The sequence below is a fragment of the Streptomyces sp. NBC_01142 genome (assembly GCF_026341125.1).
Taxonomy (GTDB): domain Bacteria; phylum Actinomycetota; class Actinomycetes; order Streptomycetales; family Streptomycetaceae; genus Streptomyces.
Genome location: NZ_JAPEOR010000001.1, coordinates 3,832,840 through 3,859,122, shown reverse-complemented (window position 1 = coordinate 3,859,122; position 26,283 = coordinate 3,832,840). Strand labels below are relative to the sequence as shown.

The 26,283-nt window shown below is 68.4% G+C and carries 20 protein-coding genes and 4 pseudogenes; 8 read left to right on the top strand and 16 right to left on the bottom strand.

Features of this window, described 5'->3' with window-relative positions:
- Positions 1-52: 52 nt before the first annotated feature.
- The gene (locus tag OG883_RS17355) at positions 53-1,681 is read left to right on the top strand and encodes an ISAzo13 family transposase (RefSeq protein ID WP_266537896.1); all 1,629 of its coding nucleotides are present in this window, start codon (positions 53-55) and stop codon (positions 1,679-1,681) included.
- Positions 1,682-1,762: 81 nt separating this feature from the next.
- Here OG883_RS17355 and OG883_RS17350 read toward each other — a convergent pair whose 3' ends face one another.
- Positions 1,763-2,530 (bottom strand): transposase, encoded by a 768-nt coding sequence (locus OG883_RS17350; protein WP_266537196.1) that lies wholly within the window; start codon positions 2,528-2,530, stop codon positions 1,763-1,765.
- Positions 2,531-2,630: 100 nt separating this feature from the next.
- On the opposite strand from OG883_RS17350, the gene OG883_RS17345 reads away from it, so the two are divergent.
- Together OG883_RS17345 and OG883_RS17340 are read left to right on the top strand one after the other, a co-directional pair.
- Positions 2,631-4,259 (top strand): ISAzo13 family transposase, encoded by a 1,629-nt coding sequence (locus tag OG883_RS17345; RefSeq protein ID WP_266541110.1) that lies wholly within the window; start codon positions 2,631-2,633, stop codon positions 4,257-4,259.
- Positions 4,260-4,720: 461 nt separating this feature from the next.
- Positions 4,721-4,951: pseudogene (locus OG883_RS17340) on the top strand (hypothetical protein); the annotation flags it as partial.
- Here the strand turns inward: OG883_RS17340 and OG883_RS17335 are convergent.
- From OG883_RS17335 to OG883_RS17320, 4 genes and pseudogenes are all read right to left on the bottom strand, one after another.
- Complete coding sequence (locus OG883_RS17335; protein ID WP_266541108.1) at positions 4,867-5,352, bottom strand: GNAT family N-acetyltransferase; 486 nt, start codon at positions 5,350-5,352, stop codon at positions 4,867-4,869. The pseudogene OG883_RS17340 and the gene OG883_RS17335 sit on opposite strands and share 85 nt — an antisense overlap.
- Positions 5,349-5,944 (bottom strand): annotated as a pseudogene (locus tag OG883_RS17330) (transposase); the annotation flags it as partial. The pseudogene OG883_RS17330 and the gene OG883_RS17335, both read right to left, overlap by 4 nt.
- 199 nt (positions 5,945-6,143) lie before the next feature.
- Positions 6,144-6,767 (bottom strand): hypothetical protein, encoded by a 624-nt coding sequence (locus OG883_RS17325; RefSeq protein WP_266541107.1) that lies wholly within the window; start codon positions 6,765-6,767, stop codon positions 6,144-6,146.
- A 402-nt stretch (positions 6,768-7,169) separates the two neighbouring features.
- A complete protein-coding gene (locus OG883_RS17320; protein WP_266534967.1) occupies positions 7,170-7,937 on the bottom strand; it encodes a transposase in 768 nt (255 codons plus the stop codon).
- Positions 7,938-8,065: 128 nt separating this feature from the next.
- Between OG883_RS17320 and OG883_RS17315 the strand changes: the two genes are divergently transcribed.
- On the top strand, positions 8,066-8,422 hold the full coding sequence (locus tag OG883_RS17315; protein ID WP_266541105.1) for an STAS domain-containing protein: 357 nt from the start codon (positions 8,066-8,068) through the stop codon (positions 8,420-8,422).
- 117 nt (positions 8,423-8,539) lie between these two features.
- On the opposite strand, the pseudogene OG883_RS17310 reads toward OG883_RS17315, so the two are convergent.
- From OG883_RS17310 to OG883_RS46795, 8 genes and pseudogenes are all read right to left on the bottom strand, one after another.
- A pseudogene (locus OG883_RS17310) lies at positions 8,540-8,903 on the bottom strand (transposase); the annotation flags it as partial.
- Positions 8,904-9,030: 127 nt separating this feature from the next.
- Positions 9,031-9,201, bottom strand: a pseudogene (locus OG883_RS17305) (transposase); the annotation flags it as partial.
- A 611-nt stretch (positions 9,202-9,812) separates the two neighbouring features.
- Positions 9,813-11,054 carry a PP2C family protein-serine/threonine phosphatase gene (locus tag OG883_RS17300; protein ID WP_266541103.1) on the bottom strand — a complete coding sequence of 414 codons (1,242 nt, stop codon included), beginning with the start codon at positions 11,052-11,054 and terminating at the stop codon, positions 9,813-9,815.
- 880 nt (positions 11,055-11,934) lie between these two features.
- A complete protein-coding gene (locus OG883_RS17295; protein WP_266541101.1) occupies positions 11,935-12,174 on the bottom strand; it encodes a DUF397 domain-containing protein in 240 nt (79 codons plus the stop codon).
- A gap of 264 nt (positions 12,175-12,438) precedes the next feature.
- On the bottom strand, positions 12,439-13,440 hold the full coding sequence (locus OG883_RS17290) for a hypothetical protein (protein WP_266541099.1): 1,002 nt from the start codon (positions 13,438-13,440) through the stop codon (positions 12,439-12,441).
- Positions 13,441-14,089: 649 nt separating this feature from the next.
- Positions 14,090-14,479 carry an FtsX-like permease family protein gene (locus OG883_RS46805; RefSeq protein ID WP_323180916.1) on the bottom strand — a complete coding sequence of 130 codons (390 nt, stop codon included), beginning with the start codon at positions 14,477-14,479 and terminating at the stop codon, positions 14,090-14,092.
- 62 nt (positions 14,480-14,541) lie between these two features.
- Entirely contained in the window at positions 14,542-15,951 is a 1,410-nt protein-coding gene (locus tag OG883_RS46800) for an ABC transporter permease (protein ID WP_323180915.1), read from the bottom strand.
- Between the two features lie 87 nt (positions 15,952-16,038).
- The gene (locus OG883_RS46795) at positions 16,039-16,458 is read right to left on the bottom strand and encodes a hypothetical protein (RefSeq protein WP_323180914.1); all 420 of its coding nucleotides are present in this window, start codon (positions 16,456-16,458) and stop codon (positions 16,039-16,041) included.
- Positions 16,459-16,691: 233 nt separating this feature from the next.
- On the opposite strand from OG883_RS46795, the gene OG883_RS17280 reads away from it, so the two are divergent.
- A complete protein-coding gene (locus tag OG883_RS17280; RefSeq protein ID WP_266541097.1) occupies positions 16,692-18,449 on the top strand; it encodes an RICIN domain-containing protein in 1,758 nt (585 codons plus the stop codon).
- Between the two features lie 177 nt (positions 18,450-18,626).
- Here the strand turns inward: OG883_RS17280 and OG883_RS17275 are convergent, their stop codons facing one another.
- Entirely contained in the window at positions 18,627-23,000 is a 4,374-nt protein-coding gene (locus tag OG883_RS17275; protein WP_266541095.1) for a hypothetical protein, read from the bottom strand.
- A gap of 265 nt (positions 23,001-23,265) precedes the next feature.
- A complete protein-coding gene (locus tag OG883_RS17270; RefSeq protein ID WP_266541093.1) occupies positions 23,266-23,646 on the bottom strand; it encodes an SH3 domain-containing protein in 381 nt (126 codons plus the stop codon).
- A gap of 336 nt (positions 23,647-23,982) precedes the next feature.
- Between OG883_RS17270 and OG883_RS17265 the strand changes: the two genes are divergently transcribed.
- The gene (locus OG883_RS17265) at positions 23,983-24,441 is read left to right on the top strand and encodes a hypothetical protein (protein ID WP_266541091.1); all 459 of its coding nucleotides are present in this window, start codon (positions 23,983-23,985) and stop codon (positions 24,439-24,441) included.
- Here OG883_RS17265 and OG883_RS17260 read toward each other — a convergent pair.
- The gene (locus tag OG883_RS17260) at positions 24,432-24,659 is read right to left on the bottom strand and encodes a hypothetical protein (protein WP_266541088.1); all 228 of its coding nucleotides are present in this window, start codon (positions 24,657-24,659) and stop codon (positions 24,432-24,434) included. The genes OG883_RS17265 and OG883_RS17260 overlap by 10 nt on opposite strands.
- A gap of 583 nt (positions 24,660-25,242) precedes the next feature.
- On the opposite strand from OG883_RS17260, the gene OG883_RS17255 reads away from it, so the two are divergent.
- Positions 25,243-25,413 carry a hypothetical protein gene (locus OG883_RS17255; RefSeq protein ID WP_266541085.1) on the top strand — a complete coding sequence of 57 codons (171 nt, stop codon included), beginning with the start codon at positions 25,243-25,245 and terminating at the stop codon, positions 25,411-25,413.
- Positions 25,414-25,429: 16 nt separating this feature from the next.
- Positions 25,430-26,062 carry a hypothetical protein gene (locus OG883_RS17250; RefSeq protein WP_266541083.1) on the top strand — a complete coding sequence of 211 codons (633 nt, stop codon included), beginning with the start codon at positions 25,430-25,432 and terminating at the stop codon, positions 26,060-26,062.
- The last annotated feature ends 221 nt before the right edge of the window (positions 26,063-26,283 follow it).

Here is a 26,283-nt window from a genome sequence, read left to right as displayed (position 1 = left end):
GCTTGCAGGGAATCAAGGTGTTGCTTCCCGCCCTGAGGCTCGTTGGTGTGGTATGCGCATCCCGGATGAGACTCGTGACCAACTCGCCGTGAAGTTCGCGGTGTTGCTCCCGCAGCTGGACGAGCGGCAGCGGCGGTTGTTGATGGCTGCGGAGGCCCGGGGCCTGGGGCACGGCGGTGTCCGGGCGGTGGCACAGGCCGCTGCGGTCAGCGAGACGACGGTCCGCAAGGGCGTGTTCGAGCTGGAGGCGGGTGAGGGGCCTCTGGGGCGGGTGCGGCGGCCAGGCGGGGGCCGCAAGCGGGTCGCGGATCTGAATCCAGGGCTGCGGCCGGCACTGTTGGCGCTGGTTGAGCCGGATGTGCGGGGTGACCCGATGTCGCCGCTGCGGTGGACGGTGAAGTCCACCCGCACGCTTGCGCGGGAGCTGACCCGAGCCGGGCACCGCGTCAGTGCCGACACCGTCGCCAACCTGCTGCGGGAGGAGGGGCTCAGCCTGCAGGCCAATGCCAAGACAATCGAGGGCAGCCAGCACCCGGACCGGGATGCCCAGTTCCGCTATCTCAACGAGCAGGCCCGCGAGCACCGGGACGCCGGCCAGCCGGTCATCAGCGTGGATACCAAGAAGAAAGAGCTCGTCGGCGAGTTCAAGAACAACGGCCGCCAGTGGCGGCCGTCGGGTGAGCCGGTGCCGGTGAACGTGCATGACTTCGCCGACCCGCAGCTGGGCAAGGCCGTCCCCTACGGGATCTACGATCTGGCGGCGGACACCGGCTGGGTCAACGTCGGCACCGATCACGACACCGCCGCGTTCGCGGTCGAGTCGATCCGCCGCTGGTGGCACGGCCAGGGCCGGGCTGCCTACCCGCAGGCGGCACGACTGCTGATCACCGCTGACGCGGGCGGCTCCAACGGCTACCGCACCCGAGCCTGGAAACTGCAACTGGCCCGGCTCGCTGCCGAAACGGGACTGACCATCACCGTGTGTCATCTGCCGCCCGGCACATCGAAGTGGAACAAGATCGAACACCGGCTCTTCTCGCACATCACCATGAACTGGCGCGGCCGCCCGCTGACCAGCCACGAAGTCATCGTCCAGTCCATCGCTGCGACCACCACCCGCACCGGGCTGCGCGTGAGAGCCGCACTCGACACCAACACCTATCCCACCGGAGTCCGCATCGGTGACGCCCAGATGGCGGCACTGCCGCTGACCCGGCACGCATTCCATGGCGACTGGAACTATGCCCTGCACCCGCAGCCCTGCCCTGCCGTCCCGGCGGCCCGGGCTCCGCAGGCACCGGCCCCGCAGTGGGAGCAGGCCCTGCTGTCCGATCCCGCCCTGACCGGCATGTCCCGGCAACAACTGGACGCCCTCACCAGGACTTTGACCCCCGACGGCGATGCCCGGCGCGGCCGTCCGCCCCGGCTCGCCTTCCCCGAACAGGTCCTGGCCACCGTGCTCCATCTGCGGGTCGCCCTGGCCGCGGAACCTCTCGCCGTACTATTCGGCAGCAGCCGCACCGCGATGCACCGCACCCTCCTGAAGAACAGGAGACTGCTCGAGGCACACGGCATCGTCATCCCACCCGCGACGACACCACCCGTCGTCCTCGCGGCCCTCCGAGCTCGGGTCCTCGCCCAAACCGGCGAGCCCAGCAACAAGATCAAGACGACGTGTTAATGATCTGCAAGCCCTAAGGCTTGTCCCGTAATGATCTTGGAGTCGATGGAGACGCGGCAGGTCGCTGTCCTGCCCATTCGCCTATCCGGCGAGGGTGAGGTTGTGCAGGCGGGCGATGCCGAGCATGGCGTGATGGACGCCGTCGCCTTTGAGTCGGCAGTCGCGCAGGATCTTCCAGCCCTTCATACGGGCGAAGGTGTGCTCAACGCGGGCCCTCACCTGCTTGTGCGACCGGTTGTGTTCCTCCTTCCAGTCCGGGAGTTCCTCGCCCTTGCGGCGGCGGTGCGGGATGACCAGTCCGGTCCCCTGGTAGCCACCGTCCGCGATGGTCATGGTGTTGCCGACGGCGGCCTTGGCGCCGGATTCTTCCCAGCCGCGGGAGTCGTGCCGGTTGCCCGGCAAGGGCCGGCCGACCACGACGACCAGGCGAGTGTCGGCGTCGATGACGACCTGATGGGCCGTGGAATACCGGTAGTTCTTCGACTGCTCTGCGACCTGGTGGTCGCGGGTGGGCACCAGGGTGCCATCCACGATCAAGACGGTGTCCTTACGGAACCGCTTCCTCGGCTGCAACGCGAGCACCGGTCCGAGGTGGTCGATGATCCGGTCCGCCGCCGACTTCGAGATCCCGAACAGCGGGGCCAGCTGGCGCATCGTCAAGTTCGTGCGCCAGTACGCCGCGATCAACAGGACTCGGTCTTCCAGCGGGAGCCCCCAGGGCCGCCCGCGCTGGAGCTCAGCAGCGGTCTCGCGGCGCACCGCGGTCACCAACTTGCCAAAGCAGCGCGGGCTCAGCCCGGTGAAGGGACCTATCCAAGACGGCTCCGACGCCGTGATCACACCAGCCACACCAAGATCATCTCACCCCTGACCAGCGGTTACGGGACAGCCCTTAGGGCTTGCAGGGAATCAAGGTGTTGCTTCCCGCCCTGAGGCTCGTTGGTGTGGTATGCGCATCCCGGATGAGACTCGTGACCAACTCGCCGTGAAGTTCGCGGTGTTGCTCCCGCAGCTGGACGAGCGGCAGCGGCGGTTGTTGATGGCTGCGGAGGCCCGGGGCCTGGGGCACGGCGGTGTCCGGGCGGTGGCACAGGCCGCTGCGGTCAGCGAGACGACGGTCCGCAAGGGCGTGTTCGAACTTGAGGCGGGTGAGGGGCCTCTGGGTCGGGTGCGGCGTCCCGGCGGGGGCCGCAAGCGGGTCGCGGATCTGAATCTAGGGCTGCGGCCGGCACTGTTGGCGCTGGTTGAGCCGGATGTGCGGGGTGACCCGATGTCGCCGCTGCGGTGGACGGTGAAGTCCACCCGCACGCTTGCGCGGGAGCTGACCCGAGCCGGGCACCGCGTCAGTGCCGACACCGTCGCCAACCTGCTGCGGGAGGAGGGGCTCAGCCTGCAGGCCAATGCCAAGACAATCGAGGGCAGCCAGCACCCGGACCGGGATGCCCAGTTCCGCTATCTCAACGAGCAGGCCCGCGAGCACCGGGACGCCGGCCAGCCGGTCATCAGCGTGGATACCAAGAAGAAAGAGCTCGTCGGCGAGTTCAAGAACAACGGCCGCCAGTGGCGGCCGTCGGGTGAGCCGGTGCCGGTGAACGTGCATGACTTCGCCGACCCGCAGCTGGGCAAGGCCGTCCCCTACGGGATCTACGATCTGGCGGCGGACACCGGCTGGGTCAACGTCGGCACCGATCACGACACCGCCGCGTTCGCGGTCGAGTCGATCCGCCGCTGGTGGCACGGCCAGGGCCGGGCTGCCTACCCGCAGGCGGCACGACTGCTGATCACCGCTGACGCGGGCGGCTCCAACGGCTACCGCACCCGAGCCTGGAAACTGCAACTGGCCCGGCTCGCTGCCGAAACGGGACTGACCATCACCGTGTGTCATCTGCCGCCCGGCACATCGAAGTGGAACAAGATCGAACACCGGCTCTTCTCGCACATCACCATGAACTGGCGCGGCCGCCCGCTGACCAGCCACGAAGTCATCGTCCAGTCCATCGCTGCGACCACCACCCGCACCGGGCTGCGCGTGAGAGCCGCACTCGACACCAACACCTATCCCACCGGAGTCCGCATCGGTGACGCGCAGATGGCGGCACTGCCGCTGACCCGGCATGCCTTCCATGGCGACTGGAACTATGCCCTGCACCCGCAGCCCTGCCCTGCCGTCCCGGCGGCCCGGGCTCCGCAGGCACCGGCCCCGCAGTGGGAGCAGGCCCTGCTGTCCGATCCCGCCCTGACCGGCATGTCCCGGCAACAACTGGACGCCCTCACAGGAACCTTGGCCCCCGACGGCGATGCCCGGCGCGGCCGTCCGCCCCGGCTCGCCTTCCCCGAACAGGTCCTGGCCACCGTGCTCCATCTGCGGGTCGCCCTGGCCGCGGAACCTCTCGCCGTACTATTCGGCAGCAGCCGCACCGCGATGCACCGCACCCTCCTGAAGAACAGGAGACTGCTCGAGGCACACGGCATCGTCATCCCACCCGCGACGACACCACCCGTCGTCCTCGCGGCCCTCCGAGCTCGGGTCCTCGCCCAAACCGGCGAGCCCAGCAACAAGATCAAGACGACGTGTTAATGATCTGCAAGCCCTTAGAGACTGGCGGAGAGCCCGAACAACATCCGGTAGGTGCAAAGGGAAGGGTCCGAGCATCGCGAGTCTTGCTGCCCGCTGGAGACGGCGACGAAATTCTCCGGTCAGGTGCCCCGAGTCTCACAGCAAGGCTTGGTTCCAGCAATGCACTTGACGCCCATTGTCCGATTCTCGCAAGGGGGTTGATCGCCCAAAGATCGTCGTCCGTGGAGCTGGCGGTCGTTGTGCGTTTCGAGTGGGCCACGAGGATTACGCGTTTACGAAAGAGGGGGCCCTGGCCCTGCCTCCCGTCTGCTGTTAGACCGGCTCGAGGGTGGCGACGCGGCCTTCATCGACGACGGAGTGGCAAATGAGGCGGGGCCAGCGGACGCCGTCGAGTCCTTGAACCTTGGCGTCGCGAGCAACACTTCCGGACACGGACAATCTCGCAGGAGCAGGTCTGCATCCCGTACGACCTCCGGCACGCGTGCGTGTCCTTCTGGCTCAGGTCGGGCGTGAGCCTCGCCGAGATGGCCCGCCGGGCGGGCCAGAGCATCGCCGTTCTGCAGCGGTACTACGCGAAGGCTCTGGACGGTGAAGAAGCGAGTAATTGTCAAGACTTGTGGATTGGCGGTCCGTCGGGTGAGTCGTCGGTCTTGCGTTCCAGCAGTGTGACCGTGACGCCGGGCGCAATCTGACGTTTGCTGATGAGGGTGAATCCGCGCCTTTGGTAGAGGGCGAGTGCGGGCTGGTTGGCGGTTCCGGTGGAGACCAGGGTCACATCTGCGGGTTCCATAACGTCCAGACTGTTGAGCAGCGCTGTAGCGATGCCGCGGCGATGTGCCCGCGGATAGACCACGAGTCGGCAGATATCCAAGGTGCCGTCGTGCAGTCGGTTCCAGGACACCGCTCCGGCCAAACCGTTCTCGTCGGACACCCCAAGGAAGGACTCGGTGCAGCCGCGCAACTCCTGAAGGGTTTCGTGCAGTGGCGGGATGCCGTCGAATCCGATGAGTTCGGCCTCCGCGGCATAGGCAGCGCGCTGAAGTTCCCACAGCTGCCGACGGGGCGTTGCGCTGATACCGCGGTGGCTCGTCACGCTGCGATCGTCTCAGAGCGCTCTATCAGCACGCCACGTTCGAAGCGGGCTCCGGCGCGGACCAGGGCGGCGAGGTGGGGTGCGTTCACCGCTCGCCAGCGGGCCTGGGCGGCCTCGACGAGCTTGAAGACCATAGCCAGGGCGGCGGCCGCGCTTCCGTCACCTCTGGTGACCTTGGTCTGCAGCCGGACGGTCGCGAACGTCGACTCGATCGGGTTCGTCGTCCGGAGGTGGATCCAGTGTTCGGCGGGGAAGTCGTAGAACGCCAGCAGCTCGTCGACATCGTCGGTGATCTTCTTGACGGCCTTGGGCCACTTCGCGCCGTAGGCGTTCTCGAAGGCGGTGATCGCCTTGAGGGCGTGGTCGCGGTCCTCGGCGTTGTAGATGTCCTGCAGAACCTTGCGGGCGTTTGGCTGGGCCGACTTCGGCAGCGCGTTGACCACATTGGCCGTTTTATGAACCCAGCACCTCTGATGCCGGGCGGCGGGGAAGACCTCGGCCAGAGCCTTCCAGAAGCCGGGCGCCCGTCGCCGACGGCGAGGACGGGCGCGCGCATGCCGCGGCGGGCGCAGTCCCGCAGGAGATCGCCAAACGGGTGGGCCCGCTGTGTGCCACCCTGCGGGGCGCGGTGCCGCGTTCGTTCAGATCCGGATCAACGACGTGACGGGAGTGAAGTCCCGCGCCGCCGCGGATGCTAGCGCTCCGCGAAGGTCTTCGGCAGGTCCAGAAGTGGCTGCACAACCCCGCCTCCTACCACCGGCCGACCGAGCCGGGACAGACCTGAGCTCGGTTCAGGTGCCCACCGGATCGGGGAACACCGGCATCGCGGGGCCTGCCCAGCTGCCTTTGTCCGCGCTCCACTCCATCAGGAGGCGAGCGGGCACTTCCCGGCGCTCGAGGACACGGACCACCACGGGGTTGATCCAGACTCCCCTGGCACCGACCCTCTCGACGAAACCACGGGCGTCGAGCCGGTCCACCGCCTCGACGAACTCGCCGGGCGTCAGGAAGAACACCGGCGCGAGCAAGAACCCCAGCGGGAAGCTCTTGATCTCCGGCGGCTCCCCAGGCTGGCTCAGCCCTTCCTGTTGCAGGGCCAGCCACAGCAGAGCCGTGGCCTCATAGGGAGAGCCGGACAGCTCCGGGAGCACGTCCTTGTGCAACGACACCACCAGGGTGTCGGCGCAGCCGGGATCCAGCTCCATGAACCTTCGGTCCTGGTCCGTGCCCGGCGGCAGGATCCGGTACGGCGGCAGAGGCGCCAAGGCTCGCTCGGCATCCTGGATCCGGCCCCGGTGCAGCTGAGAGCGTCCGGGCCGGTCCGGCGCGCACTTCTCCCCCGGCACGGTCCGGCAGTCCGGACAGGTCCGGGTGCGGGCCTTCTCCCGGACGGCCGGCGGGACAGCTCGGCTCACGTCAGCAGGAAGGACCGGAGGGCGCACCTGGGAGCCGGGGCGGGAGACGTAGAGGACATCGGCATGGCCCTTCAACGCGCATGGGCAGCAAAGGTCACCGCACATACCGCCGACAGGGTGCACGCCGGCCTCAGTGCCTGCTTGTGACCCTTGCATGCCAAGTGCTGCTTTTCGGTGTCCGGGCGGAGAGGGCCCCTCGGGTCTGGTGAGTGTGGTAATCGGTCCGGTGAAGGGCCCGATTGTGGCAGTGAGCGTCATTGCGTAGACAAGTACGGCCGAGAAATCAGGCTTTGGGGCAAGACCAGGCGACCGCCCGTTTGCAGTGCCAGCGCTTCTAAGGCTTGTCCCGTAAATGATCTTGGGTGGGTGCGGGCGTGGCTGGTGGCCGGTCCGGCCGCCCGCCTATCCGGCGAGGTTGAGGTTGTGGAGGCGGGCGATTCCGAGCATGGCGTGGTGGACGCCATCGCCCTTGAGGCGGCAGTCGCGGAGGATCTTCCAGGTCTTCATGCGGGCAAAAACGTGCTCCACGCGGGCGCGAACCTGTTTGTGGGACTTGTTGTGGGCCTGCTTCCAGTCAGGCAGTTCTTCACCTTTGCGCCGACGGTGTGGCATGACGAGTCCGGTGCCCGGATAGCCGCCGTCGGCGATCGTCATGGCCTTGCCGACGGCGGCCTTCGCGCCGGACTCCTCCCACGCCCTGCAGTCGTTGCGGTTGCCGGGCAAGGGCCGGCCGACCACGACGACCAGGCGGGTATCGGCGTCGATGACGACCTGGTGGTTCGTGGAGTACCGGTAGTTCTTGGACTGCTCGGCGATGCTGTGGTCGCGGGTGGGCACCAGGGTGCCGTCCACGATGAGCACGGTGTCCTTGCGGAACCGTTTGCGGGGCTGGAGCGCCAGCGACGGGCCGAGGTGGTCGATGATGCGGTCCGCCGCGGACTTCGATACACCGAAGAGCGGAGCGAGTTGGCGCATTGTCAGGTTCGTGCGCCAGTAGGCCGCGACGAGCAGAACCCGGTCCTCCAGCGGAAGTCCCCACGGGCGGCCCTTACGGACCGGATCTGCACCTTCGCGGCGCAGTGCGGTCACCAACCTGCCGAAGGAACGCGGGCTCAGCCCGGTGAACGGGGCTATCCAGGACGGCTCCGACGCCGTGATCACACCAGACACCCGAAGATCATCTCACCCGTGACCAGCAGTTACGGGACAAGTCTTAGGCTGGGGAGGCGGATTCCATGTCCCGGGCTTCCTCCGCATGGCCTTGCTCATGCGGTACTGGCCTGAGGAGCTGGATCAGTATGGAAGACCAATGGCCCGTGCAACTGGAGAACTGTCGGGTGGCCAGCCCGGCCGGGGAACTCGACGTGGCCACGGCCCTGGACTTCGCCTTCCTGTTACGGGGGACGGCCTCCAAGGCCGGCGCCGACTGGCTGATCGTCGACCTCCGCAGGGTGTCCTTCATGGGCTGCAGTCCCCTGCACGACCTGTGCACGGCCTGGGATCGAAGTCGGGCCACGGGCAGATGGACGCGGGTGGTCTATGACCAGGCCTCCATCGGCCGCTTGCTGCGCCTGACTTCCCTGCAGGAGCGGTTCCCCCGGTATGCCAGCATCGATGCTGCCTGGCGTGAGCGTTTCGCCGGCGTCAGCACCTGATCAAGCTGTCGGCCATGGGACCGCGCCGCGGTCGCGCGGGCATGAGGATCAGGCCGCCTGCTGGTCCAGGTAGTAGTACGGGGTGGTAGCGCGCCGGCTGGCGGGTTTGGCCTGGGGGCGGGTGAGGCGACGGGTCATGAGGGTGATGGCGGCCCAGGTGATCAGTGATTCGCTCATCTGCGGGAGGCGTTCGTGGTCGCGGCAGTGACGGCGGGCTCGCATGACCCACGACCAGGACCGCTCGACCACCCACCTGCGGCAGGACCACGAAGCCCTTGGCGTCCGGCGGGCGCCGTACCGTCTTGATGGTGATGTCGAGGTAGGTCTTGGCCCAGGTCACCAGCTTCCCGGCGTATGCGGAATCGGCCCAGACAATGGCGATCTCGGGGTGCATGAGAGCGATGCGGAACAGCAGCTCCTTGGCCGCATCACGATCGCTCACGTTCGCCGCGGTGACCATCACGAGCAGCCCGCGTCCATCAGGTCCGCGTGGAGATCTACACCCTCGTGCCCATGGCTGGCGAGGGATGGATCAGGTGACGCTCGGGTGGACCTCGGCGGCCGGAAGTCGGGCCGATGGCTGGCCCGACCAATGGAACTCCGCTGCCGAAGCCGGGATCGGTCAGCTCCAGCCCCAGCGCGAACTTCCAGTCGATCCGGGCCCGCACGGCCTCAGCGGCCTGCCGGTCGGTCAGTCCCTCCACGAACTGCAACACCAGCACCATCGCCAGACGCCCCGGCGACCACGCGGGCTTCCCCCGCACCGGGAACAGGCCCGCGACCCAATAGACCGGCATGGTGCGACGGCACCCCTCGCACCACGCCGAGGCTGCCGGACCGGCCGGTCAATGGTTGGGCCCCACCGGTCCGGCAGCCGCCACACCAACGAGTGAGTCCAGCGCGCCGGGCGCGCGGGTAACAGCAGGTATGGACACCGACTCAGGCCCCTACCGGCCTCAGTGTGCGAGATCATCGGCGGCATCGCCGAGGCCGTTCGCGCCGGAGACGACTCCCGAATCGGGGCCCTGCTCGACCGCCTGGCACAGGTCGCTGGTACCGACGCCCTTCTGTTGCTGCGGTACCGGCTCAATGAGGACCTGGGCATGGGTGACGCTCGTGTGGACGGTCGCGTAATTCCCCAGGGGGATCGCGGAGCCGGCTTCGCTCGCAGAGTGTCCGCGGCAGCGGCGGGAGTGGAACGATCGGTCGGTAAATCCCTGTTCCCTCGGGTCGCGTCTCTGACGTGCAGGGCTCGTGAGGACCCCGGTTCCGTGGGGGGCGTGGTCAGGGGCGCATCGGCGGACAGTCCCAGCGGCGAGTGCGCACCGCGGTTGGCCAGAGCGCGGGTCTGCGTGCCGTCGGCTCTGTCTATGGTGGCGCGGCTGTCGGCTCACTCCAGGACGGCGAGATGGTCGGCGGCACCCCCGCGCCACTCGATCAGGAAGAGGGTCGCGTCGTCGCTGGTGCTCCCGCCCCGTTGCTGCTTCAGCGTGTGGGAGAGCGAGCGCACCACCGCCCGCACTCCCTTCTCTTCGGGCTCAATGCGGTTGACCCAGTGGATGAGTTGTTCCTCGCCGAACGGCTCTTCGCCGGCTTCGTGCTCCTCGATCACGCCGTCGGTGAAGCACAGCACCCGGTCGCCGCGTTCCAGCATCCGTTCGCTGACCTGGGGCTCTTCACCGCCGAAGCCGACCGGCAACGTGGTCGGGCCCTGAAGTTGCCCGACGACCTGGTGGTTGCGGATCAACAGCGGTGCAGGGTGGCCCGCGTTGACCCACTGCAGGTAGCCCGTTGTGATGTCCAGGCGCATCATCTGCGCGGTGACGAAGTGGTCCGGCCCGAACTGCCCGGCGATGGCCCGGTCCATGAACGTGTAGATCTCGGACAGACCGATGTCGGCACGCCTGGCATGCCGGTAGGCGCCGACGGCGACGGTCGCCATCGTGGCAGAGTCCAGACCATGGCCCATCGCATCAACCATGGCCACGTGCAGGATGTCGTCGTTGAGGGCGTAGTCGAAGCTGTCGCCGCCGACGTTGTAGGCGGGCTCCAGGATTCCGGCCACCGCGACCTGCGGGACGGACATCGCCAGCGGCGGCAGCAGAGACCACTGGATCTCCGCAGCCACGCTCATCGGTTCGCGGCGCCGGGCCAGGAAGAACTGGTCGGTGTAGCCGTGCTTGGTGACCAGCATGTCGGCGACCAGACCGGCGAGCCTGCGCAGCAGGCGCCGGTCGTCGTCATCGACGGTATCCAGGGTGAGAGCCATCACTCCTACCTGGTCGCTGCCGTCCAGCAGCGGTAGGTACATCCGGACCCCGTCGGCCTGCGGCACCTCGACAGGGGTCGCGTACAGGAAGGCCGCGCCAGCAGGAGAGTCACCGATCGGCTCAGGCTCGCCGACCATCAGCCGCCGACCCGGCAACGGCACCAGCAGCAGCTGCGCATAGTCCTGCAGCAGGATCGAGAGTTCGCGGCCACCGACCCTGGCCACCTCTTCCGCGACCAGCGGGGCGATCAGCTGCGGCGGCATCTCGTGTGCCCGGTCCAACAGCACCCCCAGCAGCCGCTCACCGAACCCTTCCGACCGGTCCACCATGCCCTTGTCAGGCCGCCGCTCACCCTCTGCCATAGCCGCACCCTTGCACCGGCGTCTTCAAAGTCTCGGCCACCGTGTCCCTGCTCACCTCGTGCCGCGGATCCAGCGCCCGCCCCGACACGCTCGGGTCCATCCGGCGGTCACGGCGGATCCGCTCAACCCGCCCACGGGATCTGTACACACGGCTCCTGACACGACCGTGATCAACCCGCACAGAGTGACGCGGCTGACCAACCCTAAGAGCCCATTACGCCAAACGCGGCATGTCACACATGGTCAGGACAGATGGCACTCAATCACGTTGTGCACCGAATCTCTCCCGGAGCGGCGCCGCACTACGGGGGGCCGCCCGATAGCCAGCCAGCACCAAGGCCGGGTAGATCCGTCCAGGGTGAGCGCAGCTCATCGGTCAGCGACGCCATAGCGCCCTCGACTGAGCGGAACGGCCCGAACACCGGAAGATCGGGCGGCCCTCACGGACCCTGCGTCCCCTTGGGGAACTACGCGACGCTCGCGGCGCGATCGTGGCGAATTACGCGACCGTCGACAGCTCGAAGTAGACGTCGGATTCCACGGCAGGTCCCGCACGGCCCTGGCGAAGCCGCGATGGGCCTCCCGCTCGGCTTCCGTCACAAGCTGGGCCGTAGAGCCAAGGCCGCTGTCGCCGGGGAACGCGCAGGTGTACCCACCCACATCCCGCTCAACGACCTTCGCCGCGACGGTTCCCCAGCGGGCCAAGGTCCCCCCATTGAGGCCCGCTTGGGTATTGAGGCGGCTGGGGCTGTGACGCGGGACTTCACCAGCAGTCCTGCGTCGATCTGGGAAGATGAAGGTGGCGGCCGACCCCACTAGCGCTGGGGCCGGCTGCCACCTTCATCTGCTTCGGCCGCTGACTGTCACGGCCGGGATGAGCTCAGGCCAGGTGGTCGAATGCCCCTGCCTTTGCACCGGCCAGAAGTGCCGCGATCTCGCTGCGGGTGTAGACGAGCGGGGTCTGCTCGGGCCGCTTGGAGTCGCGCATGGCGATCAGCTCGCCGATCACGGCGAACTCCACGCAGTTGTCGTTGCCTCCGCTGAACGGGCTCTTCTCCCAGGTGACGCCGGAGAGTCGGATCCCTCGAAGTACACCGAGTTGGTCAGATTCTCCACCCACACCACGTCGGGGTTGGGTTCGGGGAAACCCCTCGAGCACATGGCCGACACCATCCAGGCCACCGCCGGACTGCTCTCACACCAGCAGACTGCCACCCTCGTAGCCGATCAGCGAGGGTGAACGCCGGGCGGAACCACACTTCCCGACATGCCCCGCCAGCCATGCACGAACTCATTAGGGCGGAGAGGCTTGAGGGCCTGGATGCGTCACGTTCGTGACGCATCCAGGCCCTCGGCCTCAGTCAGCGGCCCGCGAGTTAGGGGCCTACTTCACGCGCTTGAACCAGGTGATCGGACTGGTGGTATCACGCGCCTGGACGTAGACGCGGGCCGGAACGGCGACCATCCTCTGCTCGGTGTTGTTGTTCGTCCGGTAGACGATGTAGCCGGTGTAGTACGCACCGTTTCCCCGGGGCTCCAGCAAGCCCTTTCTGCCCTCGGGCACATTGATCTCGACGTCGGTTTCCAGTGTGCTCTGCAGCTTCCTGGTGGATGTGGCCGCGTAGCTGTAGGTGAAACTTGCCTCTCCCGGGATGTCGCTCTTCCCGTCGCCGATCTTTGGTGTGATCTTTCCACCTATCGACCATCCCTCCGTCTCGCTCTTTTCGTCAGCCACAGAGCTGGAGATCTTGTAGGTCAGCTTCCCGCCACCGGCCAGGCCGTCTCCGGCCGACCCCTTGACTGGGTACTTTTCGGTGAGCTTGCCGACGAAAGCGCACGGTGGCTTCTGGCCCACACGTGATGAGTCGTGGTTCGGCCTATTGCAGAGCTGTTCGAAATCTTCACCGGACCACTCGTCCTTGTAGGTGTCCTTGCCGGTGAAGACGGGAGCTGTGTAGTTGGTCGACTCCTTAAGCCCTGAGATGGGCTCGTACAGCCTTTTGGCACTTTCGCGGGCAGGCTCCTTGGTGTTGGCGTCCTCGGCGAACTCCTTAGCCGCAGCCTGGGCATCCTTGATGGCCTGATCGGGGTCGTAGTTGACCTGTCCTCCCTGCACGTCCGAGAGGTTGACCTGCTTGTCGTCGAGGCCGGTCGGCAGGCCCATCACGCTTTCGGAGTCCTTGAGCGGCGTCCACTTGGCCATGTCCGCCATGACCTGGTCATCAGTTTCATAGATGCTGTCAGGTACCGTGGGGTTGTCGTCTGCGAAGGCCGGTGCCTGCGAACCGAGTACCGACGCCCCAGCGAGAAATGCGGTGGCGATGGCGATCGTCGCCCTTCTGTTTCTGTGCTGACGTCGGACGGAAGTTGAGATAGGTATGAACATGTGGCTTTCCCTTTCATCGGGTGCGACCAGTGCCAGTGGTACCAGTGCGTCTGGCGAAGGTGCAGCGGAGAAGGACGCAAAAACCGGCGCTGTTGTTCCCAAGTTTGCCGAACTTGGGGCGTGTGAAATGGCTTGAGAGCCCCTGTAGGTCTCTGTCAATCACAGAGACGGAAGTCCTCAACACCCGGTTGCTCTGAACTTGCCGGTAGCTTTTAAGATTTCGAAATGCCGTGGACGGAGCTCCCTCAGTCGGAACAGGCTCCTGTAGGGCTGATCAGCCGCGAACACCTCGCTGACGTACGAGTCAGTTCGGTCCAGGCCCGTAGGCAGGTATAACTGCAGCAGCCAGTCGTTGTAGACCACCGCGGCCGTGCTGCTTGGTGCGGCCACCGTGAGCTGGCGTGCTTCTGCTGACCTGAGCGGGGCCAGGCGCGCTGTGGCCGATGCAGAACACTGCTCTCGACCAGCAGGGGTTGTGCACAGATGGGACACGTGGATCTCCTTAACCTGTCGGGAACTTCTCGGCCTTCGACCGCCGGTCGGTCGCGTCTTATTCAGAGGGCTTTCGGGGCTGTTCAGGGTGCGCTCGCGGCGCCACGGCTTCGCCCGCGCACCCCGACTCGGCCCGGTTGGCAGGTGCCTCCTCAGCTCAACTAGGCTGAATTGACTGCAGCATGTTCAGGCGGGCGGCTCGGCGGGCCGGCCAGATGGCGGCCAGGACGCCGATCATCAGGGCGAGGACGAGGAAGGTGCCCAGGCGCTCCCAGGGCAGGACGGTCTCGTACTCCTGCATCGAGGTCCTGGTCAGGCCGCCTCCGGCCCAGGCCAGGAAGATGCCCGTGCCGATGCCGAGCACCGCGCCGAACAGGGAGATGACTACCGACTCCAGCCGGACCATCTGCCGGATCCCGGAGCGGTCGAGGCCGATGGCCCGCAGCATCCCGATCTCGCGGGTACGTTCGAAGACCGACATGGCCAGGGTGTTGACGACGCCGAGGATCGCGATGACGACGGCCATGCCGAGCAGCCCGTACATCATGCTGAGGACCGTGGTGACCGACTCGTTGTGGTCCTTGATGAGCTGCTGCTGGTTTCGGATCTTCAGCAGCGGGCTGTCGCCGAGCGCGGCGCGGATCTTCCGCTCAAGGCCGCAGCCTTGCCTGGCTCGGCCTTGACCAGCAGGTTGTCGAGCTGCTTCGTGACGGAGTACGGGAGCACGTCGGTCTGAGTGCCCAGCGCCTCCTCGATGGTGCCGGTCTTGGCGTAGATGCCGACGACCGTCAGTTTCCTCTTCGCGGCGTTTCCGCTGTTCATGCCGCCACCCATCTCGGCGTCGAGGGTGGCGCCCACCTGGAGCCCGGCTCGCTTGGCGAACTCGTCGGAGACCGCGATCCTCCCGGGGCCGATGTCGTGCAGCGAGCCAGCGCGGAAGTCGAGTTGGGCTGCCTTGCCGAACGCGTTGGGGTCGGTGCCGGTGATGACGGCGGACTGGCCTTGGGTGTCGAGCTGCGCCATGGTGACGGGGGCGGCCGCGGCGACCCCCGGTACCAGGGCGATCTTGGCGGCCGCGGCCGCGTCGAGCCCGCGGTTGGTGCTGTAGTTGACCTTGTAGTCGGCGGTCAGGCCCTGGGGGGCCTCCTTGGCCGTGGCGCTCTGGGCGGAGTGGGCGCCGACGGTCAGACCGGTGATCAGGGCGAGGCCGATCATCAGGGCAGAGGCGGTGGCGGCGGTGCGGCGCGGGTTGCGCAGCGCATTCTGTTGGGCCAGCTTGCCGCTGACACCGAAGAAGCGGGTGGTGGCCTTACCGGCCAGGGCGATCAGCGGCTGGGAGAGCAGCGGGGCCAGTACGATCACGCCGCCGAGCGTCAGTACGCCGCCGAGCATCGCGACCATCAAGTTCGACAATGCGCTGGTCTTGAGCGTGGCGACGTACAACATCACCAGCATCCCGGCCCCGGCGAGCAGGGTGCCGAGCACCTTTCGGACCCTCAGGGCGCGGGCGGGCGGGGCCTGGTCGACGCTGCCGAGCGCCGCCACGGGGGCGATCTTCGCGGCCTTGCGGGACGGCAGCCAGGCCGCCAGGACGGTGACGACGACGCTGACCGCGAGCGAGGCCAGCGGGGCCGCGGGCGTGATGACCAGCGGCCCGTCGGGCAGTGCGGCACCCGTCATGTTGAGCAGCGGGCCCATGGCGGTGGCGATGCCCAGGCCGAGCGCGAATCCGCCGGCGGAGGACACGAGCCCGAGCAGGGCGGCCTCGACGAGGACGGAGCGGACGATTTGGCGACGTGATGCGCCTACGGCCCGCAGCAGCGCGATCTCGCGGCTGCGCTGGGCGATGAGCATGGTGAAGGTGTTGGCGATGATGAACACGCCGACGAACAGCGCGATCCCGGCGAAGACCAGCAGCGCCTTGGTCAGGTATCCGGTGTTCTCGGCGATCTGGGCGGACTGCTCGGCGGCCAGGTCGGCGCCGCTGGTGGCCCTGGCCCCCTTCTTGGGGAGCAGCACCTGCACCTGGTCAGTCAGCGCGCTCTCGTCGGTACCGTCTTTGGCCGCGACCGCGATCTCGTCGAACTGGCCAGGGTGGAGGAACAGTTACTGTGCGGTCCGGGTGTCGAAGAGCGTGAGGGTGCCGCCGACGGTGACCTGGGGGTCGTCGGTGGAGACGATGCCGACCAGCTTCTTGGTCAGGGCGGGCCCGTCCGTGGCGAAGCGGACGGTGTCGCCGACCCGGTAGCCGGCCTTCGCGGCGGACCTGGCGTCGAGGGCCAGCTCGCCTGCGGCAACCGGGCCGCGGCCTTCCTTGAGCGGGAAGTGGCTGTCCTTGCCGTCCTCCCGGCAGGTAGTTGGTGGCCAGGTTCTGCCCGTTGGTGTCGGCGTTGACCGGGCGACCGTCCTTGCCGGCCAAGGTGGCCTCGCCGTTGACGGTGGGGCGCACCGAGGCGACGCTGGGCAGCCGGCCGATCTTCCGCGCCAGCGCCCTGTCGAGGACGGAGGTCCGCTTGCTGTCCTCACCGCCCGCCGTATCGGTGGCGGTGGCGCATGCATTCAAGACAACTCCGCTTCGTGTGGGTGGACAGAAATATCGACCGCGTGCTTTCTTTCGACTGATCTGGCGGCCCACCCGCTCCAGCGGGCGCCCCGCGTATGAGGTCACGGTGTCCGGACGCACCGGGACGGGGGACGGCCGACCGCGCGGGGGCGGTGCGCCGGGCGGACGGCGAAGCGTCCGCGGATCTGGGGGGAACATGGCGAGGGCAGGTCGCCCACAGGGGACCGCGAAAGGCGAGACGGAGGCGGCCAACGATCTCGCGGGCTTTCTGCGCGAGGTCACCGCACGCCTGACGGTACGGGAGATGGCGGAGCGCTATGGAGGCGGCAAGACCGCCTGGAGCCAGTACCGCTCCGGCGAGCGCATCGTTCCGCTCGGCCGGCTCACCACCGTCGTCAACGACCGGGTACGCGACCCACGCGGGCGCGCGGTGATGCTCGGCCGGGCACGCCGGCTGCACGACGCCGCGCTGACGGCGGAGGCGCGGAAGGAGCCCGCCCCCGGCCCGGACGAGACGCTGCGGCGGGCGGAGACGGACCTGGACGAGGCGGGCCGCCTCGTCCGCAGTCTGCTGGCGATCATCACCATGCTCCAGGAGCGGACCGGGCCGCCGCGCGGCGCGTCCGGCGAACCGGCGGCGCGACCGGACTCCGCACCGGGATCCGACCGGCTGGACACCCATCTAAACGAGGCGTTCGAGCAGTTGGGGGCGGTCAGGATCGTCCAGCGGACGGCGCGCCGGCTCCACGACGAAGCGCGGGCACGGTCGGTGGTCGCCCTGCCTCCGGCCGGCGAGGGCGCGCGGGAGGCGACGGCCGGCGCGGAACTGTCCCTCGCGCTGGTCCGGATGGGCAGCACGCTGGAGGACCGGCGGGAGGACGTCCAGCGACTGTGGCGGGAGATAAGAGGGTACGACGAGAGCCCGGCCGGACCGGCCGCCCTGGAGGGATTCGTTCTCCAGCGCGTCGACACGACGGCCGAGGCCCCGGTGGTACCGGCCGTGTCCCCCGCCCCGGAGACCGGTGCCTCCCTCGCGGAGACCGGCTCGTCCGCCGCCGGTGCGGACGGTGCGTCCGTCGTCCTGGCCGACGCCCGGGCGGGGTGGTCGGCGGCGCCACCGGCCCTCCGTGCCCCCGCGTACCGGCGGGGCCGGATCGGCCCGGGCTCGCTGGTGCTCCTGCTCGCGGCCGCCATCCTCGGCGTCGGTGCGGTCGCCGCGGCGGCCGTGGTCGTCATCGGCCGCCAGCAGGCCGTCCCGACGGCCGTGAACACCTGGCCGGGCGTCCAGGCGGAGGCCCCCGCTGCCACCCCCGCCCCCTCCACCGGCCCGCCCCCCGTACTCACCGGAACACCGCCGGCCCGCGCCGAAAGCCCCGCCCCGCCGGGCGCGACGGTCACGGTCTCCGCGCCCGCCCCGGCCGCGCCGGGCGCCGCTACTTCGCAGACCACCACGCCCGTGGCGGCCGGCTCCCCCACCGGCCCCCGGACGCCCGCCTCCGGGCCGCCGCCGCTCCCCAGCGGTCTGCTCCGGCTGACCAACGCGGCCAGCCGTATGTGCCTCACCGTCCCGAAGGGGAGCGTGAACAGCGCCGAAGGGCTCGTGCAGACCCACTGCGGGGTGAGCGCCGAACACTTCTGGCAGCTCAGCGCCGAGGAGACCGGGCCCACCGGTGCCGTGTACTCGATCCGCAACCGCAGCAGCGGTCTATGTCTGTCCGTCGACGCGGCACGGACCACCAACGACGCCATCATCACCCAGTACACCTGTGGGGACGAGAGCGGTCTCTTCCCCGACCAGTTCTGGACCTTCCGCTACAGCGCCCCCTACCGGGCGTGGCAGCTGGTCAATCGCCACAGCGGCAAGTGCGTCTCGGTCCGGACCGGGGGCGGCGACATGGAGCAGGCCCTGCAGGAGGAGTGCGGCGACAACGCCTGGCTGCTCTGGCGTACCTAACCTGGCCCGCCCGGATCTGCGGTCATGGCTGCGGCCGGGACACGGACGGAACACGACCGTGATAGCAGCGGCCCGCCACCCCGGCGGTCTCACCGGGGCAGCGGGGCCGCCCGACGATCAGGCTGTCTGCTGTCTGCTGTCTGCCGTCCGGGCGGACGGCTGGACGTGCCGTGCGTCCTAATCGCTGCTGTACTCCGGGTCCGGCGAGGTGCCGCCGATGCAGAAGTGCGCCTTCTGGGGGTTGGTCCCGGGGCTCTGCGGCGGGATCGCGGTGATGTCCCAGGGGTTCCCCGACCGCGCGCTCGACGAGACGGGGACACACGGTCCGTAGGGGTTCTCCCACAGGGGGAAGTCGACGTTGGGGTCGGGCAGCCGGCTGAAGTTGACGAAATTGCCCTTCAGCACCGGCTTGGCGTACGCCTGGGGTTGGCCGTCCTTGTCGACCGACCGTCCGTTGTGGAACAGATAGTGGTCCGGCATGTGGCTGGCGCGCAGCAGGGGCATACCGCCGATCGTCCGGATCGAACCGTCGCCGCACGCCTGGAAGTTGAGCTCCTCCCAGATCGGCGGTGCTTGTGTGAAGATCGAACTGCTGATGATCCCGCCGGTGTTGTTGAAGAACATGGAGTAGATCTCCGACCCCAGCGCCACGACCGGAGGGGCCAGCCGGGTGTCCTTGAGGAGGGTCTCCCGCCAGTGGGCGACGCGACCGGGCACATGGCCGTCGCCCAGCATCGTGCGGTGGCCGATGACACCACCGGACACCTGGAGGGTGGAGACACAGGTGCCGTTGTCGGCCGGCGCCGTGTTGCCCGGATCGCCGTTGGTGATCACTGGTGCCTTGCCCGCATAGGCGTAAGCCCGTGCGAGCAGCACCCCCGTGTCATTGGTGTTCGAGGTCGTCACCCGGCCGTCGTGGTGGTTGGCGTCCTTCAGCGAGTGCGTGAGGTCGGGCCGGGAGACCCTGTAATCGGCCTCCAGCGCACGGAAGGTGTCCATGACGAAGTCGGGCAGATGGGTGTTGCTGGTGCGGTTGTCGTAACTGACGAACTCACTGCCCGCAATCACCTTGCCGCCGGGGTCCTTGACGAATCCGACCGTCGTCCTGGCCTTGATCTTGTACGAGTCCTCGTCCGTCTCGAACCAGGTCGGCATGGTGGGAACGGTCGGCCGGAAGCGGGACGGGTTGCTGAAGTGCATCCACTGGGCGATGCTCCTTCCCGGCGGATGGTCGACCGGGTCGGTGCCGGCGTCCATCACGTTCTCGTGCCACTTCTGCATCGCGGCCTTCGTCCGTGGCATGACGCAGGCGGGATCCGGGGCTCCGGCACAAGTGGGCATGGCGACGATGTCACCGGAGAGGTCCCTGCCCCACTTGTACAGCGACTGGCGGCTGGACATGGCACCGCTGATCCACGATGTGACGGCGGACGGATCCAGATCCTGGTCCTCGTCGAACATCGCAACGGAGTCGAGGGTGTGCTCGACGTAGGTGCCGGTGACCGCCTCCATGGCGACGGCGTCGAAGGCTATGTCGTCCTCGCCGCTGCCGTCCGAGGTCACGCTGGTCAGCGTCACCTTCGGCACGCCGCTGAACATGTAGATGCCGAGGGGTACCCAGCGGTTCCTTCCGCTCGGCTGGGATATGACCTTGGACCGTATCCCCTGTGCGGTATGGATGTCGTATTTTGCCTTCTTGGTCTGCGCGCCGTGGTCCGGCAGATGGACGAAGACGCGGGCTGCGGTGTCCATCGCGTGGCTGAGCGTCCAGGTGCCGGTGACCTTCATCCTGTCGGACGCCTTACGGGTGTGCGCGAACCAGAAGTGCCCCCCGAAACCGGCGCCCAGCTGATGGAAGTCGACCTTGGAGGGGAAGTCTCCGGCCGAGTCGGGGGCGAACGTCAGCTTGAATGTTCCCGTGTTCGACCATGGCCGTTCGCACCCGGGACGGACCGAGGGCACGTCGTCGGCCACATCATCGATGATCATCGCGTTGGCGGGCAGCCCGGTCTCGACGCAGTTGGGCGGATAGGCCACCCCGTCGTCCTGGTAGGCGTAACCGGGGCTGAAGCGCAGCAGCTCGTTCCCGCAGCTGTAACTGCAGTCCTTCTTCCACTCGTTGGAGTTGTGGTACCAGCACTTGAGGTCGTACTGACCGGCCGCGTTGGTGTGTGCGCAGGGTCCCGCCGGCGCGTTCTCGACGCCGGGGGCGTTCGGTTTGTACGAGCCGTCGGGGTCACAGTTGTTCGAGGCGTCGCAGAACTGGTTGACGGGAGGTTTCACGGCCTGCCGGTTGAGTACGGATGTGGTGGCGGTGCCGTTCCACCACGCAGCCCGGAAGCCGGAGACCAGGTTGCCCGGCGACTCGAGGATCTCGACGGGGTGGCCCGCCCAGCCGAGGACCTTCTCCGGGTAGGGCCAGTTCTGTGGTTTGGCGGCGTCGGCGTAGCTGAGCTCCAGGAAGGCCGCCCGGTTCGCGGGGTAGCTCGGGTTGGCCGGGTTGTTGGCCCAGCCGAGGCCCCACGGGGGTGACAGCGGATCGGTGCCGTCCTTGGGGTAGAAGCCGGAGTTGTAGGCCCAGAGCGCGTAGAACCAGTTCTCGATCTTCGACGGGTCGCCGTTGTTGATCCGCATCCCGGCTCGGGTCGTCTGGTTCCACTTGCCCTGCAGGATCCGCAGGCCGGCCGCGACGTTGGCCGCGAAGTCCAGGGCCACGGCCCGCTGGGTCTGATAAGGCAGAGCCGTCTCACCGGGCTTCTCGTGCCCGGCGAGCCGCATGCCGTCGGTGACCTGGGTGACTCCGTATCCGCAGTCCGCCTCGTCCCAGTGGATGTCCCAGTCGTCCGAGGTGTTCGAGTCGTAGATTTTCCGCCCGTAGTAGTTGCCGATCAGCGGACTGCTGGTCACACCGGGCACCGCGATGCGCGACGCCTGCCACATGTTCGACTCCTGGGCGGCGATCCCCAGCAGGATCTGCGCCGGCACATTGCCGCCGCCCTCCAGCGGGATCGACGGGAACAGCCCCTGCGGGGAGTACGCGGGCATGCCCAGGTTCTTCCAGTTCGCCGGGCGCTGCACGGTCAGCACCCCGCGCACCGCCTGGTCGGCGGCCCACTCCACCTGACGCGGTTTCGGCTGCATGGCCTGGTTCCGGGGGTCGTTGCGCGGAACCGAGCAGGTGCGCTCCTCCTCGACCGGATTGCCGGCGTCGCCGCCGTGCACCGGACCGGCCGCCGCCTTCGGGGCCGGCCTCGCGGAGCCGCCGAGCTTCGGATGGAGCGCCGCCGAGGAAGTGAGGTCCGCGGGCGGCGATGACCCGGGACTGAACGCGAGGGACAGGTGCTTGCCGGTGGTCAGGAACCCCATGTCGACCCGGCCGGGCCGCTGCGGCGCCGCCCGCTCGGAGTCGGCCGCCCGCCCAGCCGGCCGCGAGGGCGCCGACAGTGCAGCCGTGGCCAGTCCGAGCGAGGAGACGGACGCGTCCTTCTCCACCGTCAGCCGCCGCACCGGACCAGGAAGGTCCGCGACCTTCTCCGGCTTCCCGGTGATGAAGACACGCCCGCCCTTGCCCGCGGTGACGCTCACCGCCGTCAGCGGGCCGTCGGCCAGCGTCACCGCTTCGGCCGGGCCGGGCGCCGGACCGGCGGCCCCCGCCACCCACCGTACGAACCCGCGGTCCCCCTTCTTGTCCATGAAGACGAGGCCACCGTCGCTCGCGGCCTTGACCTGGAAGGGGACCCCCCGCGCTGGAGCGAGCGTGGTACGGCCGCCGTCCGCCGCCACCCGCACCAGGCGGCCGTTGTCGGCGGCGGCGATCCCACCCCCGTAGGGAACGGCGGAGGTGAGCTGTCCGGGCACGGTGACGGGCCCGGACAGGGTGCCCCGGGCGGCGTCCACCGTGACCAGTCTGGTTTCGGCGGTCCGGCTGCCACCGTGCCGGGTCAGGACCGCGGTCTCACCGGCGCCGCAGCCGGGACTGTAGTAGGCGAGGGACGCCTGGGCCGGTAGCTTGGTCGTGCGGCCGGTGTCGAGGTCGACGACGGCGGCGAAGCCACCGCGGTCGAACAGCTCGGGCTCGTTGAGGAACGAGCGCGGCCCGTACACCACCACGGCCCGGCGCCCGGAGGCCGTCAGACAGGCGTTGCCCGCCCACTGGTCGGCGTCGAATCCCGGCTCGGAGAGGGTCGCTGCGGTACGCCAGGTGTATCCGTCGGCGGCGTCGGCCACCGTGACGTGGAACCCGTCGGCGTCGCCCATCGTCGTCCAGGCGCGGTCCCGCGAGGTCCGCCAGTCCTTACCCAGCAACTCCGTGCGGCGCTCCGTGGCGACGGCGGCCCGCTCCACGGCGGCCGGTTCGGCCGGTTCGGCCGGTTCGGCCGGTTCGGCCGGTTCGGCCGAGGACCAGGGCGAGACGGAAGCGGCCGGGGTGGGGTCCGGGCGGGCAGGGGCGCTGGAGGCGGCTCCCAGCGTGGTGAGTACGGCGACCGCCGCCGACAGCGCGGCGACCCGTCTGCCGTGATGTCCACGTCTTCTTCTTCGTCGGATGTGCATGTTCTCCTCCTCATGGACAGGTCGCCGACGCGAGGTCGGCGCGGTGGTGGCCGGACGGAAGCGACTCCCGGCGAGGGCGGAGTACGGTCGAGAGCGCCCGGCCGGGCGGGTGACGCCTGTGGGCGCACGGGGGACCGCCGCCGCCGGAACGCGTCGGCGGCGGCACTGCGAGGGCCGGCCGGTTCCGGCGAGGACCCCGCCGTGAGCAGGCCCGCAACGCCCGTTCTCCGCCTACGCGTCGACCGCCTGGCCCCGGAGGTTTTCGCTACCCCGCACACCTCAGCCGGCTGCCGCGATCAGTGAGGAGGTCGTTGCGGATCCACCCCTCCACACCCGTGCTGACATTGCGGGCATACGTCCACGACCAGTCGTCGTCGGCCAGCGGGAAGTCGAAGCAGTGGTAGTCCAGCGCCTGCCCGCTGTAGGTCACACCGCGGATGCCGCACGAGATACTGGCGCCGGTGCGCATGTTGGTCGCCCCGCTCGCCGTGGCGTACCAGCCGCCGCCGTCGATGTCGGCGGGTGTACGGCCGCACTCCGCGCGGACGGTGGCCGCCGCGCTCTGGGAGAACGCGAGCGGGGTGGCGAGAGCGGCCAGGACGGCGACCGCCGCGACGGCCGCGCCCGGAGTCGTCTTCAACCTCATGAGGTCTCCCTGATGTCCGAGTTCCATTGCCGCCGGCGACGTCATGTCCGGCGCCTGGGCGCCACCTTGGGGGAGCCCGGATTGTCCGGCAACCAGCAGGCGCGAAAGCCCAGTTCACCGGCGGACAATGGGCGTTGTCCGTGGACAACGCCGGACCGTTCGCACGCGGCGCCCGCGCCGGCCGTCCGCGTCGCACAATGCACGTTGTCCACCGGACAACGCGCATTGTCCGTCCGGCACCTGCGCTTTTCCCTCCCTGCCTTGACGGACATTCGGCGCCGCGCGAGTTTCGGGGCGGAAGCAGCGACATGGACTCATTGCACTGTAGGAGACACTGTGCTGAAGAGGTTTGTTTCTCTCGCGGTCGCGGCAGCGGCACTGTTCGGCTATTCCGTGGTCACCACGCCGTCGGCGTACGCGGCCTCGTGCTACGGCGGTTCCTGCTCGAACAAAGGGCCCCAAGGAACGGGCTGCGAGTCGGGCTCGTACAACTTGCAGTCTTTCGGCCTGAAGGGCGGTTTCTATCAGCTCCGGTGGTCGCCCGCTTGTCACGCGGGCTGGGTCCGCACCTCCGGCGCCGGCGCCGCGGGCGCCAGAGGGGTGATCCAGCGTGTTCTCCTCGACGGCGGGGGCGACATCTCCGTACAGGAGCAGCGCTCCGTGTCGGTGAACGGAGGCGAGACGGACTGGTCCAACATGGTCGGCACGAACTACGACTCGTACTACCGGATCTGCGGCACCTACTTCGGTTTCCCCGACAGCTCCCTGGACTGCGGTCCGCTCTTCTACAAGTGACGCGCCGCCCCGGGCGGGGCGGCCGTGAGGAGGTTGGCTCCGGGCTCCAGCTCGTAGTCGGCGCTGACCTGGAACGTGGCGCCAGTGTGGTTGCGGAGCCGGCCGGTGAGCAGAGCGGCGACGTGGGCGGCGTTGGCGCGGTTCAGGGGGACGTACCCGCCGGCCATGCATTCGGTGCAGCCGCATCCGATCGGGTCGACGGCTATCAGTCGGGACATGGTGCGTTGCTCCTTGGGCGGTGGCTACGGTCGGCCGCCGCACGGCCGTGAGTGGGGCGGGCGCTGGCGTTCGCGAACGCGGCGGCTCGATGCCGCCGCGTTCGCGGCTTCGTCACGGCCTCCCCAACCTCCCGGCGCTGCCGCAGTAAATGCGTACACCTCACCTGCGGCGACCGGAGGGTCGGGCGCAGGTCGCGGTGATCACCGTAGAGGCTCCGCCGCAGTGAAATCGGCATTTACTGCGGCCATCCTGACGACCCGTCAGACAACAGAAGTCCGATGAGTAGGCCCCGAAACGGAGCCACCGCTACCGCCATCGGCTGTACCGCCGAGACAAGTGCCGCCAATTGCATTGGATGCGAACTCTCGACGGTCTGCGATTCGACTTCGGCACGCGCCGGATTCTCGTGCGTCACCAGGGAAGTTGAAGCCCGAACGCGGCAAGCGACGGTAGCGGGTCGCGGCACGTGATCGCCAGCCATGTCACTCGTCCGGCTGGATGACTGACCTGCGGATCGTCCACCGACTCGCATCGGATGCGGTTTTCTCGCATCCAACGCGGGTGACGGAGGGTGGCGGAACAATGGGGCTCGACGCGTCGGTGCCGGGGATGGCGAGACTGCTCCTGGTCGATGGGGTCGCATTGCTGCGGCCGGAGGAACAGGTCTTCACGGCGATGCTGACCGGGTTCGCCAATCAGCAGCTGGCACGGAACCTGGCCCGCACGACCGTGGAGGCCGGGAGAACACGGTGAGGTGTTCACCACGTACGTGAAAACCTACCCGTGGAACTGGACGCCGGCGATGGTCGACGAGTGGCTCGGAGACCTGCGCTCACTGCGCGATCTGAAGCGCTCGACGATCCGTTCGTACTCCGAGGCGGTCCGGTCCTTCTGCCACTTCGCGACCGACCCCCTCTATGAATGGACCGCTACCTGCGAGGAACACTTCGGCGCTCACCCGGTCCAGGTGGTGCACGAGTGGAACACCGCGATGCACGCCCAGGACAACGAGTCCGACCCGAAGAAGCGGGCGTTCACCAAAGCTGAACTGCACGCCTTCTTCGCCCCCTGCGACGACGAGGTCGCTCGCATCCGCTCGCTGGGGCGCAAGGGCTGGCTGCCCGCGTTCCGCGACGCCACCGTGTTCAAGACCGCCTACGCCTACGGAACCCGACGCAACGAGACACGGATGCTGGACGCCGCCGACTTCGGCCGGAACCCGCACGGGGTCGAGTTCGGCGAGTACGAACGGTGCCAGGTGCGGTTCGGCAAGGCCAAAAAGGGCTCGTCGCCCACGCGCCGCGGGGTGCTGACGGTGTTCGACTGGGCCCCTGACGTCCTGGACGAGTGGTTCACCGAGGTCCGGTCCCAGTTCGGGACCGACGGCAATCCGGCCGCCTGACCGTCCGAACGGGCCTGCGGATCGGCTGCCAGCGCATCAACTCCCGTTTCAAGGCATACCGCGAGGCCCTCGGCCTGGACTACGGCCATGCCATTCCCACGGTGGGGTCCATCTCGCTGTACGGGCTCCAGCAGCTCCCGGTTCTTCCCACGCCGACGACCGGGCCCGCGTCAAGGAGGTCACCGTCACGGCCTGAGCCGGTAGATACATCGTGGGCCCCC

Excerpts from the sequence above, each read along its gene's own strand:
- OG883_RS17355 (WP_266537896.1), top strand. The coding sequence starts at position 53 with ATGCGCATCCCGGATGAGACTCGTGACCAACTCGCCGTGAAGTTCGCG.
- OG883_RS17345 (WP_266541110.1), top strand. The coding sequence starts at position 2,631 with ATGCGCATCCCGGATGAGACTCGTGACCAACTCGCCGTGAAGTTCGCG.
- OG883_RS17315 (WP_266541105.1), top strand. The coding sequence starts at position 8,066 with ATGGAAGACCAATGGCCCGTGCAACTGGAGAACTGTCGGGTGGCCAGC.
- OG883_RS17300 (WP_266541103.1), bottom strand. The coding sequence starts at position 11,054 with ATGGCAGAGGGTGAGCGGCGGCCTGACAAGGGCATGGTGGACCGGTCG.
- OG883_RS17290 (WP_266541099.1), bottom strand. The coding sequence starts at position 13,440 with ATGTTCATACCTATCTCAACTTCCGTCCGACGTCAGCACAGAAACAGA.
- OG883_RS46805 (WP_323180916.1), bottom strand. The coding sequence starts at position 14,479 with ATGATGTACGGGCTGCTCGGCATGGCCGTCGTCATCGCGATCCTCGGC.
- OG883_RS17280 (WP_266541097.1), top strand. The coding sequence starts at position 16,692 with ATGGCGAGGGCAGGTCGCCCACAGGGGACCGCGAAAGGCGAGACGGAG.
- OG883_RS17275 (WP_266541095.1), bottom strand. The coding sequence starts at position 23,000 with ATGCACATCCGACGAAGAAGAAGACGTGGACATCACGGCAGACGGGTC.
- OG883_RS17270 (WP_266541093.1), bottom strand. The coding sequence starts at position 23,646 with ATGAGGTTGAAGACGACTCCGGGCGCGGCCGTCGCGGCGGTCGCCGTC.
- OG883_RS17260 (WP_266541088.1), bottom strand. The coding sequence starts at position 24,659 with ATGTCCCGACTGATAGCCGTCGACCCGATCGGATGCGGCTGCACCGAA.
- OG883_RS17255 (WP_266541085.1), top strand. The coding sequence starts at position 25,243 with ATGGGGCTCGACGCGTCGGTGCCGGGGATGGCGAGACTGCTCCTGGTC.